The organism is Deltaproteobacteria bacterium, assembly GCA_026712905.1.
Lineage (GTDB): Bacteria > Desulfobacterota > Binatia > UBA9968 > JAJDTQ01 > JAJDTQ01.
In genome coordinates, this window is record JAPOPM010000154.1 from 11,920 (window position 1) to 27,293 (window position 15,374).

The 15,374-nt window shown below is 68.3% G+C and carries 9 protein-coding genes; 3 read left to right on the plus strand and 6 right to left on the minus strand.

Annotated features, from left to right (window positions below; translation table 11 throughout):
* The 3 genes from OXF11_12490 (at position 1) to OXF11_12500 (ending at position 9,083) form a co-directional block, all read left to right on the plus strand.
* Positions 1-2,658, plus strand: a complete 2,658-nt coding sequence (locus OXF11_12490) for a TRAP transporter large permease subunit (protein MCY4487913.1) — start codon at positions 1-3, stop codon at positions 2,656-2,658.
* 166 nt (positions 2,659-2,824) lie between these two features.
* Positions 2,825-7,981, plus strand: a complete 5,157-nt coding sequence (locus OXF11_12495) for a RecQ family ATP-dependent DNA helicase (GenBank protein MCY4487914.1) — start codon at positions 2,825-2,827, stop codon at positions 7,979-7,981.
* A gap of 295 nt (positions 7,982-8,276) precedes the next feature.
* Positions 8,277-9,083, plus strand: a complete 807-nt coding sequence (locus OXF11_12500; GenBank protein MCY4487915.1) for an ion transporter — start codon at positions 8,277-8,279, stop codon at positions 9,081-9,083.
* Between the two features lie 60 nt (positions 9,084-9,143).
* Here the strand turns inward: OXF11_12500 and OXF11_12505 are convergent, their stop codons facing one another.
* The 6 genes from OXF11_12505 to OXF11_12530 all read right to left on the minus strand — a co-directional run.
* Positions 9,144-10,049 carry a fumarylacetoacetate hydrolase family protein gene (locus OXF11_12505; protein MCY4487916.1) on the minus strand — a complete coding sequence of 302 codons (906 nt, stop codon included), beginning with the start codon at positions 10,047-10,049 and terminating at the stop codon, positions 9,144-9,146.
* A 93-nt stretch (positions 10,050-10,142) separates the two neighbouring features.
* Positions 10,143-11,855, minus strand: a complete 1,713-nt coding sequence (locus tag OXF11_12510; protein ID MCY4487917.1) for a thiamine pyrophosphate-binding protein — start codon at positions 11,853-11,855, stop codon at positions 10,143-10,145.
* Positions 11,856-12,104: 249 nt separating this feature from the next.
* Positions 12,105-13,319 carry a hypothetical protein gene (locus tag OXF11_12515; GenBank protein MCY4487918.1) on the minus strand — a complete coding sequence of 405 codons (1,215 nt, stop codon included), beginning with the start codon at positions 13,317-13,319 and terminating at the stop codon, positions 12,105-12,107.
* An 18-nt stretch (positions 13,320-13,337) separates the two neighbouring features.
* A complete protein-coding gene (gene otsB / locus OXF11_12520; protein ID MCY4487919.1) occupies positions 13,338-14,144 on the minus strand; it encodes a trehalose-phosphatase in 807 nt (268 codons plus the stop codon).
* 58 nt (positions 14,145-14,202) lie between these two features.
* Positions 14,203-14,952: a matrixin family metalloprotease gene (locus OXF11_12525; protein ID MCY4487920.1), complete on the minus strand. Its 750-nt coding sequence runs from the start codon at positions 14,950-14,952 to the stop codon at positions 14,203-14,205.
* A gap of 170 nt (positions 14,953-15,122) precedes the next feature.
* Positions 15,123-15,374, minus strand: a 252-nt coding sequence (locus OXF11_12530; GenBank protein ID MCY4487921.1) for a DUF839 domain-containing protein, incomplete at its 5' end; no start/stop codon positions are given.

A 15,374-nucleotide genomic window follows, 5' to 3' on the forward strand; every position in this document is an offset into this window, starting at 1 on the left:
GTGGAATCCCTCTTCCTCGCACTGTTGGTCCTGGCCATGGCCACGGCGCTGGCCTCCGGTTTCCCGGTGGCCTTCGCGCTGCCCGGCTCGGCCATCCTGACAATCGGGCTGGCGGCGCTCACCGGCTACATCTTCACCGGCGACACCCATTCCTTCTTCGCCCAGGACGGCCCGGTCCAGTGGCTCACCGCCGGCGTGACCAACTTCCGCGGCGTCTACTGGGAGGTGGAACGCGACACCATCATCGCGGTGCCGCTGTTCGTGTTCATGGGCATCATGCTGCAGCGCTCCAAGATCGCCGAGGACCTGCTGGTGACCATGGCGCGCCTGTTCGGACCGATCCCGGGCGGCCTCGGCATCTCGGTGGTACTGGTGGGGGCGCTGCTCGCCGCCACCACCGGCATTCTCGGCGCCACCGTGGTGGCCATGGGGCTCATCTCCCTGCCCGCCATGCTGCGCAACGGCTACTCGCGCCAACTCGCCACCGGCACCATCTCCGCGGCCGGCACCCTGGGGCAGATCATTCCGCCTTCCGTCGTGCTCATCATCCTGGCCGACCAGCTCTCCAACGCCACCGACCAGGCCAGCACGCTGCGGCAGGTGGACTACAAGGCGGCCACCGGCAACTTCGTCATGCCCACGGAGTTCGACATCACCTCGGCCAGCGCGGGCGACATGTTCCTGGGCGCCATCGTTCCCGGACTGGTGCTGGTGGGCCTGTACGTCATGTACATTCTCGCGGTGGCGCTGATACGGCCGAGCATGGCTCCCGCCATCCCCTTGGAAGGGCGCTTCGACCGTCAGTTCGCCGTCCGGGTGGTGCTGGCGCTGGTGCCGCCCCTGGCGCTGATCCTGGCGGTGCTCGGCTCCATCATCGCCGGCATCGCCACCGTCAACCAGGCCGGCGCCATCGGCGCGGTGGGCGCCACCATCATGGCGGGCTACCGCCTGACCGAAGGACAGCGCGGATCCTACACGCCGGCCATCATCGCGGGCGTCTCCCTCATCGCCCTGTTCGTCCTGCTGGCCACCGTGGACCTGAACATACGCACCATCCACAGCGTATCCGAGGCCGTGGGCGTGACGGCCGCGGCCATCGCGGTGGCCGGACTGTTGGTCTCCGTGGCATGGAGCGGCTGGCGCGCCTACCGCACGGAGAACATGCTCGCGGGCGTCATGGTGGAGACCGCCAAGACCACGGCCATGGTCTTCATCATCCTGCTGGGCGCGGCGATGCTCACGGCGGCCTTCCGGGGCTTCGGCGGCGAGGAACTGGTGAAGGAGTTCCTGACCACCCTGCCCGGCGGTTTCTGGACCCAGTTCATCGTGGTCATGGCGGTGATCTTCGTTCTCGGCTTCTTCCTCGACTTCATCGAGATCGCCGTGGTGGTGGTGCCCATCGTGGCGCCCATCCTGCTGTCGGATCCCTCCGCCAACATCACCGCCGTGTGGCTCGGCGTCATGATCGGCGTGAACATGCAGACGTCCTTCCTGACGCCGCCGTTCGGTTTCGCCTTGTTTTATCTGCGCGGCGTCGCACCGCCCTCGGTGCTGACCACGGACATCTACCGTGGTGTGGTGGCGTTCATCGTGCTGCAACTCGTGGCCCTGGGCATCGTCGGGTTCTATCCTCCCCTGGTGAACTACCTGCCGGCGCGCACCTCCCTCACCGGCGAGACCGCGCCGCCGCCCCGGAACCCGCGCCTCCAGCGCTGCCTGGAACAGAATCTCTTCGAGATCTACGACCGCGACGGCGACGCCATACGCGCGAGCATCCGGACCGCGCGGGGCCTCGATACGAGCTATCTGCCGGACAAGCTGCGCCGAAGCCTGACGAGCGGCATGGAGAAGGCGGCCCGGACCTTCGACCTGGTTGCGGAAGTGCGCCGCACCGACGCGGAACGAAGCGCCTTCGGCGAGACCTACAAGTCCACCCATGCCGTGGTCCGGCGCATCAACGCGGACGAACGGCGCATCGACCGCGAGGTCCGCGAGATCCGCACCACCATCCGGCGGCTGGGACGCGATGCCGACCCCGAGGTGGTGGCGCCGTTGCGCCACGAGGTCGAGGAGCTGACGAAGCGGAGGGCCGAAGTGGAGGCGACGCGCCCCGAGGGCGAGAAGGAGTTGCACAAGCGTTACCTGGCACTCGAGAAGAAGGAGAACACCGCCCGGCGCAACTACCGGCGCAATGTCGACGATGCCGCTTCCTCCGTGCTCACGGTACGCGAGATGCTTGCCAAGGTGCCGGAGCTGGAAGCCGCCGGCGCGGGCCTCAGGGCACTGCCGGAGATGGTGACCACGCAACCCGCCCAACAGGCGGGTTCGGCGATCCGCGACGCCGAGCGCTCGCTGCGAACGGTTCCCGGAACCCACGACTTGCGGGACGCCCTCTCGAAGGCGCGTTCCGACCTGAGGCGGGGCGCGTCCGGCCGCCAGCGCGCCGAGAAACGGCTGGGCGAGGCGCTGGCCCGGTTGGAGCGCGAGATCGAATGGCGCACGCGCGCCGCCCGAGACCTCGACCCTGGTCTGGCCGAGTACGAGCACGCCCTGCGTGACACCATCGGCATCCGGCAGCTCGAGCGGCTGCCGACCCCGATGGCCAAAGAAGTGGCCGCCTGCCTGTCGCGCCACCGCGACATCTCGTTGAGCTTCTGACCGAGCGTACTGTCCGGCCGATTCTTCGGGTGACACGGGCAGGCTGTTGAAGAACCAGGACTGGCACGGGTGGGCAGCCTGCGTGCCCGGTGGAACAACACGCAGGTCGAGTCCGAGGTCGTCGGCATTGATACGATAATAGAATATTGATACGAAAATGAACCGTATGGATCCCTTCCTCTTTCGCTGCCTCGCTCTGGACCTGGAGGTCGGCAAGAAGAGCGGGACCATTCACGCCTTCGGTGCGATCCGCACGGATACCGGACGCCCGCTGACCCATTCCGGCGGCGGCCTCGACTCGGCCCTCGACAGGCTCGATGTATTCACCGACGGCGCATCCTTCCTTCTCGGACACAACCTGATCGCCTTCGACCTGCCCCATCTGCGGGCCGCGAAGCCCGGCCTGCGACTCCTCGGGCTGCCCCCGGTGGACACGTTGCGCCTCAACCCGCTGGCGTTCCCGCGGAACCCCTATCACCACCTCGTAAAGCACTACCAGGACGGCGGGCTGCGGCGCCGGCAGTTGAACGATCCCGAACTGGACGCCCGCCTGGCATTGCAGGTGTTCGGCGACCAGCGAAGCGCGCTCCGGAAGGCGGACGCCGATCTCCTGACGGCGTGGCACTGGCTCGTCACACCGTCGCCGAAGGGCGCCGACCGGGCGCTGGACGTGGTCTTCTCGGATTTCCGCGACAACGCGGGCCGCCCTTCGGACGCGGAAGCGCACGCGGCCATCCGGAGGCGGTTCGAGGGCGCCGGCTGCGCCGTCCAGGCGGACGAGGTGGTGGGAGCACAGTCCGACGAACACGCCCACGCCCGGGATGCGGCGGCGACGGCCCGCTCCCGCTGGTCTTTGGCCTATGCACTGGCGTGGCTTTCGGTGGCCGGCGGCAATTCGGTCATGCCCCCCTGGGTGCGCCACCAGTTCCCGGAGGCGGGGTGGCTGGTGCGGCGGCTGCGGGACACGGCCTGCACGGAGCCGGCGTGCGGCTGGTGCCGGGAACGCCACGACCCGCGCAAGGAGCTCAAGCGCTGGTTCGGCTTCACCGACTTCCGGCCCGAACCCGTGGACGACGCGGGGCGGCCGATGCAGCGCACCATCGTCGAGGCGTCCATGGCCGGCCGGCACGTGCTCGGGATCCTTCCCACGGGCACGGGCAAGTCGCTGTGCTACCAGATCCCGGCGCTGTCGCGTTACGACAAGACCGGTGCGCTGACCGTGGTGATCTCGCCCCTGGTGGCGCTGATGGCGGACCAGGTGGCGGGACTCGAGGCACGCGGCATCACCTGCTGCGTGGCGGTCAACGGCCTGCTGTCCATGCCCGAGCGGGCCGACGCGCTGGACCGGGTGCGGCTGGGGGACGCGGGCATCCTGCTCTGCTCGCCCGAACAGCTCCGGGCGCCCTCCCTGCGCCGCGCCCTCGGCCAGCGGGAGATCGGCGCCTGGGTGCTGGACGAGGCTCACTGCCTGTCGCGCTGGGGACACGACTTCCGCCCCGACTACCTCTACGTGGGCCGCTTCATCAAGGAGAGGGCCGACGGCGAGCCGCCGCCGGTGCTGTGCCTCACGGCCACGGCCAAGCCCGATGTCGTGGGCGACATCACCCGCCACTTCCGCGACCGGCTCGGCATCGAGCTGGCGGTCATCAACGGCGGCGTCGAGCGCTCCAACCTGACCTTCGAGGTCATGCCCACCTCCGGCGGCGCGAAGTTCCCCGACATCCACCAGGTGCTGACCTGGCACCTGCCGCCGGACGCCCCCGGCGGCGCCATCATCTATTGCGCCACGCGGCGGCAGAGCGAAGAGGTGGCGGCGTTCCTGCAACTCAAGGGCGTCGCCGCGGACCATTTCCACGCGGGGCTCTCGCCCGAGACCAAGAAGGACGTGCAGCGGCGCTTCATCGACGGCGACCTGCGCACCATCGCCGCCACCAATGCCTTCGGCATGGGCATCGACAAGCCCGACGTGCGCCTGGTGATCCACGCCGACATCCCGGGCTCGCTGGAGAACTACCTCCAGGAGGCCGGCCGCGCCGGACGCGACCGGGCCGCGGCGCGCTGCGTGCTGCTGTACTCGGCCGAGGACGTGGAGCGGCAGTTCGGCATGTCGGCGCGTTCGCGCCTGACGCGCGCGGAGATCCACGGCATCCTTCGGGCACTGCGCAACCTGGACCGGAAGAAGCGCATGGGCGGGGAGGTGGTAGCCACCGCGGGCGAGATCCTCGGCGAGGACGAAGAACAGGTGTTCGAGCGTGACTCCGCCACCGACGACACCCGCGTGCGCACCGCCGTCGCCTGGCTGGAGGAGACCCAGTTGCTCACGCGGGAAGAGAACCGCGTGCAGGTGTTCCCTTCGTCGCTGCGGGTTCGGTCGGCGGAGGAGGTGCGCGAGCGTCTCCGGCGCGCGTCCATCGCGGCGGCCTATGGCGACCAGTTGGAACGCGTGGCCGCGGCGTTGATCGACGCCAGGCCGGACGAGGGCTTGTCCACCGACGAACTGATGGGCGTGTCCGGACTCAGCCCCGAGGGCGTGCGCCACGCCCTCTACGACCTGGAACGCTTCGGCATCGCCAGCAACGACACGTCCTTGACCGCGTTCGTTCACGCGGGCGTGGAGCACTCTTCCTTGAAGCGTCTGGAGGCGGCGACCGAACTGGAGGTCGCGCTGATCCGGCACATGCGCGAGGCGGCGCCGGACCTGGGCAAGGACGACACGTCGACGCTGCACTTGCGCGTGGCGTCCCAGGTGCTACGGGACGAGGGCTTGACCGGCTCCCTGCCGGAGCGGCTGTGGCGTATCCTCCGCGGCATCGCCTACGACGGCCGCGGCGAGGACGGCGCCGCCGGCAGCCTCACCGCGCGCAAGCTCGACTCCGAGATCGCCCGGGTGACGCTGCATCGCGAATGGGAAGCGCTGGAGGAGACCGCGCGCATCCGGCGCGACGGCGCCAAGCTCCTGCTCCAGCACCTCCTGGACTGTCTTCCACAAGGCACCCGCGGCACGGACCTTCTGGCGGAGACCACGTTGGGCCGGCTCACCCACGCCCTGGTATCCGACCTGGAGATCAAGAGCCGAGTCCGCCACCCGGCCAGGCTGCTGGACCGCGCCCTGCTGTGGCTGCATGAGCTGGAGGTCATCCGCCTCAACAAGGGATTGACGGTATTCCGCCCCGCCATGACCATCCACCTGCAGCGGGAGCGGCGGGGCTTCACCAACGCCGACTTCACACCGTTGGCGCTTCACTACCGCGGACAGGTGCTGCAGGTCCACGTGATGGTGGAGTTCGCCGAGCGCGGACTGGCGGCCGTGGCCGAGGCGACCCGGATGGCGCTGGACTACTTCGCCATGAAGCAGGATGCGTTCCTCCAACGCTGGCTGCCCGGACGCGCCCGCGAGATCGGGAGACAGACCACGCCGGAGTCGTGGAGGGCCATCGTCGAGGACCTCAAGCACCCCGTCCAGCAGCGCATCGTGGCCGACGACCGCGAGCAGACGAACGTGCTGGTGCTCGCCGGTCCCGGCTCCGGCAAGACCCGGGTGCTGGTCCACCGCATCGCCTATCTCATCCGCGCGCGGCGCGAGACCGCCCGCGGCATCCTGGCACTCGCCTACAACCGGCACGCGGCCGTGGACATCCGCCGCCGCCTCGGGGAGCTGATCGGCGCGGACGCGCGCGGCGTGACCGTGCTCACCTGTCACGCCCTGGCCATGCGCTTGACCGGAGCCAGCTTCACCGGACGCGCCGAGCGTCCCGACGACGCGTCCTTCCGGGAGGTCTTGCGCCGGGCGGTGGACCTCCTGCGCGGCCAAGGGGTTCCGCCCGAAGACGCCGACGAGCAGCGCGTCCGGCTCCTGGCCGGTTTCCGCTGGATCCTGGTGGACGAGTACCAGGACGTCGCCGCGGACCAGTACGAACTGATCTCGGCGCTGGCCGGCCGTACCCTTGACGACGACGACGGCAAGCTCACCGTGTTCGCCGTGGGCGACGACGACCAGAACATCTACGCCTTCAACGGCGCCTCGGTGGAATTCATCCGGCGCTTCGAGCAGGACTACGGTCCGAAGCCCATCCACCTCGTCGAAAACTACCGCTCCACCGCCCACATCATCGACGCGGCCAACGCCGTGATCGAGCGGGCACGCGAGCGGATGAAGGACGAGCATCCCATCCGCGTCAACGCCGCACGGGCCAAGGACGCGCCCGGAGGCGCGTGGCAGGAGCTGGATCCGGTGGGGCGGGGGCGGGTGCAGATCTTGCCGGTCCCAAGTGACGTCGAACCGAGGGATCCGGTAGTGCAGGCCCAGGTCGTCATGACCGAGTTGCGGCGGCTCGCGGCCCTGTCACCGGACTGGGACTGGCGGCGGTGCGCCGTGATCGCGCGCGAGTGGAGCTATCTCGTACCGGTGCGCGCGTACTGCGAACACCACGATATCCCCGCGCAGATGGGCAACGAGGAGATCCCCGGCTTCTGGCAATTGCGCGAGACCCAATGCTTCGTCGCATGGCTGCGGGGCTGCGACGCCGGGCTCGTGGACAGCGCCGTCCTGCGCGAGTGGACGGAAAGACAGCCGTCCAACCCCTGGCACGAGTTGCTGCGGCAGGCCATGGACGAACACGCGCTGGAAACCGGCGGCGGCGAGACCGCCGTCGACCACTTCATCGAGTGGCTGGCCGAGTGGGGCCGGGAGATCCGCCGGCGCCAGCGCGGCCTCCTCCTGCTCACCGCCCACCGCGCCAAGGGCCTTGAGTTCGACCACGTGGCCGTGCTCGACGGCGGCTGGGAGCGCGTCGGCCGCGACGAGGACCCCGACGCACCGCGCCGACTGTACTACGTCGCCATGACGCGGGCGCGCGCGACCCTGGCGCTCGCGCGGTTCGAGGGACAGCACACAATCCAAGACGTACTGCTCGAACGGAATTCGGTGCTGCACCGGGACCCCACCGTGCTTTCGCCCTCCCCCGCCGAGCTTCGATACCGCCACGTCCAACCCGGTCTCCAGGACGTGGACCTGGGATTCGCCGGGCGGCATGGTGCCCGCCACCCGACGCACCGTGCCATCGCCGCCTTGTCGCCAGGCGATCCGCTCGCAATGCGGCTCACGAATGCAGGCCGCCGGGAGTTGCTGGACGGCAACGGCGTGGTGGTGGGACGCTTGGCCGCGAGCTTCGAGCCGCCCGCCAGCATGCGCTGCCGCTCCGCCGCGGTACTGGCCATCGTGACGTGGAACCGCGAGATATCGGACCCCAAGTACCACCACATCATCAAGTGCGACCGCTGGGAGGTGGTGGTGCCGGAGCTTGTGTTCGAACCGGTGGTCTAGTGGCGGGGCGTGGGCGGGGACACCGGCCAGTTGGCCCCGCTCCACCCCTGGATTCCCGCCCCCGATCGGGGTCGAGGGCAAGCTTTCGCGGGAATGACGATTCGTAGGGGTTCGCGAAGCGAAGTCGAAGGGCGCCAGACCGGTTTCTCAACAGCCTGCTGAGCGGCGCCTTCCCGAAGTGTCCCGGGTTGCGACGCGTCGCGCTGCATGGCAAAGCTACCTACGTTGCCGAATACCGCGATGCCGATTGGTCCCGCATCAGGGAGGCGGTGTACGCGTAGCGGGCGCAAGTGAGATGACCAAGACCGACCGTATCCGCTCGTTCGTCGAGAACGCCACCACGCAACGCTGGATCACGATCCTGATCGTGCTGAACGCCCTGGTGCTGGCGCTGGAGACCAGCCCGGCGGCCATGGCGGCGGCCGGGAGCTTCCTCAAACTGGCCGACCGGGTGATTCTCGCAGTGTTCGTGGTGGAGATCCTGCTGAAGGTGGTGGGGCAACGCCGTGACTTCGTCCGCGATCCCTGGAACCACTTCGACACTCTGGTCGTGACCATCGCGCTGATTCCCGCCACCGAGTTCCTCTCGGTCATGCGGGCGCTCCGCATCCTCCGGGTCTTCCGGCTGATATCCACCGTGCCCGCCATGCGGCGCGTTGTCGGCGCCCTGCTCCATGCCGTACCCGGCATGAGCTCGGTAGTGATGCTGCTGTCGGTGATCTATTTCGTATTCTCGGTGATGGCCACCAGCCTGTTCGCCGACCGCTTTCCGGAATGGTTCGGCAACATCGGCAGCTCCGCCTATACCCTGTTCCAGATCATGACCCTGGAAAGCTGGTCCATGGGCATCGTGCGGCCGGTGATGAACGTGTTTCCGCAGGCGTGGCTGTTTTTCGTGCCGTTCATCCTGGTCACCTCTTTCGCCGTGCTGAACCTGTTCATCGGCATCATTGTCGACGCGATGCAGACGCACGGCCATGGGGACGTCTTTGGCGAGACGCCCGCCGCGTCCACCCCCGAGCCGACCCTCGCGGACCTGCAGGCCGAGATACGCGCGTTGCGGGACGAGTTGGCGGGATTAAAGCGGGACAGCCAACCCTGATATTGTTGGCCCCTCTCCACCCCTGGATTCCCGCTTCCGCGGGAATGACGATTCGCGCCCTTACACCCTCGACATCCCGCCCCCCGCGGGCGGTTGCGATTTCCCCGGCATCCACTCGGTGTCCTTGCGCGGACCCTCGGCGCGGACGGTGAAACGCGCCTTGCCGAGTTTTTCGATGTCGATCTCCAGGGTGTCGCCGTTGTTCATGGGGCCGAGGCCCACGTGGTAGGTGCCGGTGGCGATGACGTCGCCGGGTTGGAGCTGCACGAAGCGCGACAGCCATGACACCAGCTCGGGGATCTTGTGGGCCATGTGGCGGGTGTTGTAGTCCTGCCGGGCCTCGCCGCCGACCCAGGACTTGACCGTGAGGTCGTGGGGGTCGGGGACCTCGTCGGCGGTGGTGATCCAGGGGCCGCAGGGGCTGTGGCTGCCCTGCCCCTTGGGCAGGAACTGGGTGCGGCGCACCATGCCCCGGTTGGAGATGTCGAAGAACGGCACGTAGCCGAACACGGCGTCCATGGCGTCGGCCTCGGACACGTTGCGCCCGCACGATCCCATGACGAAGGCCAGCTCGGCCTCGGGCTGGGTCACCACCACCGCCGGGATGTCGGACAACTCCACCGCGCCTTCCGGCCCCAGCAACTCGGGCGCCTTGTAGAAGAACTCGATGGGCAGGCTCTCGGGCGTGCGCTCGGGCGAGTCCAGGTAGTTGACGAAGGCGGCCAGGCACTTGCTCGGCCGGGGGATGGGCGCCAGCAGCTTGACCACGCTCAAGGGGAAGCCGGACCCTTCGCGCATCAGCCGCTCGAACTCCTTGCGGTAGTCGTCGAAGTTGGCGATCACCTCCTCCATCACCCGCTGCGGACCCTTCTCCACGCGGTGCTGGATGATGCCGCTCACGTCCACCACGTTGCTGCCGTTCTTGAGGACGCCGATGCGATCGTCATTGAAACGAAGAATCTTCACGCGAAAATGCTCCTTGTGCTACCGAAAGAACGCGCCGATGCCCGCCAGGGGCGACCGCCGGTCGCCCCTACAAACGGTTTCCCGAGCGAGCGCCTATTCGTTCACCGGCTCCAGCCACAGGTCCACCAGCGCCAGCCGCCCTTCCTTGGCGGCCTGGAGGCCCCGTTCGAGGGCCGGTTTGACCATGTCCGGACTCTGCACGCGCTCGCCGAAGCCATCGAAGGCCCGGACGATGGCGGCGTAGTCCGGCGCCGGCGCGATGGACGTGCCCACGAATTTGTTGGTGCTCACCGCCCAGCCGTCGGGATAGTATTCCGGGACGCCGCGCTTCATGGACTTGTAGCCGTGGTTGTTCATGAGCACGATGAGGATCGGCATGCGGAATTCCTGGGCGAAGCCGAAGCCCGCGATGCCGGGGTTGTAGTTGAACGTGCCGTCACCCATGACCAGCACCACCGGCTTGTCCGGATGGGCGGCCTTGACGCCGAGGGCGGTGCCCAGGCCGGTGCCCAGCCCCCCGATGCAGCCGCTGTAGAAGTTGCCGGGCTTGACCCGGTCCAGGTACTGGTGCACCGCCAGACGGTGGGTGATGGTCTCCTCCACCAGGTAGACGTCATCGGGAATCGCCTGGTTCAGTTGGTAGATCACCCAGTTGGTGTCCATGGGTTCCTTGGATCCCAGGCTCTGGGCCTGTTGAGCCCACTTGGCCCGGCGCGCCGTGCCCTGCTCCCGCAGCTTCGCCCGCCGTTCCGCGCCCGCGCCGCCGTCCTCCACACCGTCCTGGCGAAGTCGCTCCACCAAGGCGCCCAGGGATGCTTCCAACTCGCCGGCGATGCTGAGGTCCACCTGAACACCCCAGTAGGGCAGATTCATGTGCAGCGGCTCCTCGTCCAGGGCCACCACCTTGGCCCCCTGCGCCACGTTCGCCGATGCCGGATGCCACGGCTGGGTCGCGCCGATGAGGCACACCACGTCGGCGTCGGCCATGTATTCGCCGGGCTCGAAGCCGCCGTGCAACTCATGGTCCCGCGGGAAGTTGAAGTAGCCGCTGCTGCGGGTCTCCACCACCGGGGCGTTGAGCAGTTCCGCCAGCTCCACCATGCGTTCCACGATGGCCGCGTTCTTGCCGGCGTTCTCGCTCACGATGACGGGGTTCCGCGCCGTGCGCAGCAATCCCGCCAGCTCCGCGATCCCGTCGGGGTCGGGGCTCGGCATGGTGGGCATGGACACCTTGAGGGGCGCCTCCCGCGTGACCTTGTCGAACAGGTACTCGATGGGCAGCGACACGAACACCGGTCCGCGTGGCGAGCTCATGGCCATCTGGCAGGCACGCTGGATGGTGGAAACCAGGATGTTCTTGTCGTTGACCCCGAAGCTCCACTTCACGCACCGGTCCACCAGCCGGGCCGGGCCGCCCACGTCCGAGAGGAAACGCATCCACTGGCCGCCGGGATCGGGGCCGTCATCCTCGCCGAAAGCGATGGACTCGCCGGTGAAGACCACCATGGGCACCTGCTCGTGGAGCGCCCCGCGCAGGGCCATGGAGCCGTGCAGCGCACCCACGGTGGTGTGGATCATGACGCCCGGCAGCTTGCCCGTGGCCTTGGCGTAGCCGCTGGCCATGGCCAGCGCGATCTCTTCGTGGCGCGAGCTCAAGTACACCGGCATGCTCTCGTCCGGCTTGGCCAGGGCCTCCCACACCGGCGACCACTCCGAGCCCGGCGACGCGAAGATGCGCTCCACGCCCATGCCCGACAGAACGCGCAGAAAGGCTTCTCCGCCCGTGAGTCCGTTGACTTCGATCATGTGTCGTTCCTCCGTTTCGGTACGTTCGCCGGGGTGGCGTCAAGGCTCGGGCTCCCCGCCCCGCCCCTGGATTCCCGCTTTCGCGGGAATGACGGAGAGGAGGGCGGGAATGAAGGAGAAGAGCGCCTTGGCACAACGGCGCCTTGGCACAAGAGCGCCTTGGCACAACGTGTTTGCCGGGCGCGAGCCGCCCTCCTCGCTCCCGGCACTCGTCCATAGGTAGACCACGCCATCGGGGCGGTCAACTCCTCAGATTCTCCTGGCGGCGAAGGTGGGGAGCCACCCGGCGGGCGGCCTCAGGTCCAGCGAATTCTCGTCGATGGAGGTGCGCCCGGACAGGAGCACGCGCTCGCCGCGGTAGGCCCACACGCGCAGATCGGCCCACACGTGCGCGCCGTCGCCGAGGGGGACGCGCGGCCGCCCCACCTTGCGCTGGGCGACGTAGCCCTCGCCGCGCCGCACCAGCCGCTGCAGGCGCGAGCGCCCGACGCGCGCGCTGGGCAGAAAGCCCCGGCTCGCGTGGCTGCGCATGGGCTTGAAGACGAACCGCTCCCGGTCCGCCGCGAGGCTGTCGAGGTTGTCGGGGCGGAGCAGATGGGTCTCGGGAATGTGCCGGCTCAGGACCGCGCGCTCGCCAGGCTCGATGCCGAGTTCACTGTCCCATTGCGGCAAGGACAGGAACTCCAGCAGGCGCTTGTCGCTGCGCGTGGCGTACGTGAAAGGACTGGGCGCGACGTAGACGTTGCCTTCCAGGAACGCGTCGCGCAAGGCGCGCGTCACGTCCTTCTCCAGGAAGAAGTCCGTGGAACGGTTCACGATGAAGGACACCGGCTCGCCGCGATGCCGCAGCCGCGTTCCGTCCCAGTCGAGATCCGCCGTGGAGCCCACCTCCGCGGACCAGCCCTCGCCGCGGAACAACTCCCGCAGCATCTCCATCTCGCGCTGGAACTTGCCCCGTTCCAGGGCGTCGGGCTCGTCGAGGATGAGGAAGAGTCCGTCCGGCATGTTGCCGAAGAAACCCTCGGCCTCCCGCTGCACCATGCGGATGATGTGTTGCCCCAACTCGGCGGCCGACGGCGGCGCTTCGACGGCCGCCTGACGGTCCGGCTCCAGGAGCGCGTGGTAGCATTCGTTGATGAGACCGGCGAAAAGAAGCCCGGAGCCGTTGTCGTTGAACTCGATGACCTGCCACGGACCGTCGGGAGGGAAGTGGAAGTCCCAGGCGCTGAAGAAGCACACCTCCGGGCGGTGCGCGGGCACCGTCTGGCCCGACGAAGCCACCACGGCCTCCTGCCACACGGGCCGGGTGGTGACGTCCTCGAAGACGCGAATGAACGCGTCGATCTCGTCCAGCACGGCGGCCGGAATCCCTTGGTGGGCGAAGGTGACCGAGAACTCATCGGGAACGCCGGGGATGCCCCCGGCACGGAGCCGGCTCCAGAACTCTTGGCGCCGATCCTCCATCAGCTTGTCGCACGGGTGTTACGTCGGTTCATGCAGAACACGTACCAGACCCTGAAGGAAACGCGCCACCTCGGCGCTGTCCTCCAGCCGGTACCGCGCCGCGGTCGGACGGGGCTCGTCCGCCACGAGGATCCCGATGCCCCTGCCGTCCACCGCCTCGAAGGCGTCCTCGTCGGTGGTGTCGTCGCCCAGGTAGAACGGCACCATGTCCGCGCGGTCGAGGTCGAGGGCCTGCAGGATCCACTGGACCGCCTTGCCCTTGTCCCAGTCGAACCGCGGGCGGATCTCGAACACCTTCTTGCCGTGGGTCTTGCGCAGCGTGGGGTAGTCCGACATCGACTCGTCGACGACGGATCCCACGCGCGCCACCGCGGACTCCCGCACGAGCCGGTAGTGCACCGCCAGGGAGTAGCCCTTGGTTTCCAGCAAGAGGCCGGGAGTATCCCCGATGGCGCGGCGCAGCCGCCGGTGCAGTTCCTCCATGGCCGGGAGAAACTCCTGTCCCACCTCGTGGTGGATGCCGGAGCCCTCGGGCCCGACGATCTCGAATCCGTGTGTTCCCGCGTAGAAGAGATTGTCGAGGCGGACGTGCGCCTGCACGTCCTTGCGCGTGCGCCCGCTGACGATGGCGGTTACGCAACGGTCGCCCAGGCGCCGCACCACCGCGCGCATCTCGTCGGTGAGCACGGCCTGCTCGGGGGTGTCGACGATGGGCGTCAGGGTCCCGTCGTAGTCGAGGAACACCGCCGCGCGCCTGCCCTCGAGGGCATTCTCGATGTCATGAAAGTCGGCCAGCGCGGAGGGGATCGTCCATTCAGCGATCATCGCCGCGTCACCGGCCTTCGGCCCCCGCAACCCCGCCGCTCTTGCCGGTCCGCGGCCCTCATCCCGAACTCCGCCCCCAGCAATCCATCTCGGTCCACTCCTCCGCGGGAATGGCATACGAGTGCATCCCCGCGATCAGTCCGGCGCGATCCAGATTGCTGGGACAGATCATGCGTTCGTCGATGTTCTTCTCCGCCAGCTTGGCGTCCATGAGGTCGTGGCTGCGATCCGAATGGCCCAATCCCATGGCATGGCCGATCTCGTGGGCGGTCATGTTCTGGGCTTCCACGGCGCCCACGCCCTTGAGCGCCAGGTAGACGTAGGCCTTGCGAATCCCTTCTTGCGCGTTGCGGCATTTGACCTGGGCGGCTCCAACGATCCCGGGAAACAGGTCGTCGAGCAACTCGATGGTGATGTCGGCGTCCTCGCTCGCCGTTTCCCACATGGCGTAGAACGGCTGCACCCGGTTCCATTGCAGCACGCCGCGGCGTACCGCGAGCGCCACTTCCAGGGAGACCCCGGCCCAATCGTTGACGTTGAACGTCACCACGTCACGGCCCTCGGGTTTCCACCGGGCCACCGCCCCGTCCTCGCACGTCATCCGCTGGATGTGGACCATGCCGCTGGCGTCGCCGTGGCCCTCGGATGCGTGGTCATGATGGGCGGGGACGCTGTCTTCGTCCTCACAGGAGGACCCCGTTTCGGCGCCTCCGGTCTTCAGGCACGTCTCGGCGTCGGCGAAATGGAAGAGGGTCAGGAAGAATGCCAGGACCAGCAGCGGGAAGATTGTTTGATTGGGCGTGATCATGCTGACGTCGGCATTCTCGTCGTATGGCGGAAGGCCTTGGGCGCAGTCACCGCAAACGGGCTCTTATACACCGTCAGGTGTCCGGTCTGCAACCCGCGGCGACCCACGAAGAAAACGGGAGGGCGCCGAAGCGCCCTCCCGGGGAAAGAGGGGAAGGAGACGACAACGGCTCAGCCGATGAGGCCGCCGTCGTCGCGGGTGACCCCGATCACCGCCGAGCGGGGGACGGTGTCGCCGCCGTCGGGGAAGTGGCTGTCACCCTTCTCGCCCGGGTGCTGAACGCCCACGAACAGGGTCCTGCCGTCGGCGCTCCAGGCGATGCCGGTGACCTCGCACTGCCTGGGACCCACCAGGAAGCGGCGGATCTCGCCCGTCGCCGGGTCGCCCACCAGCATCTGGTTGTTGCCCTGACCGGCGAAGCC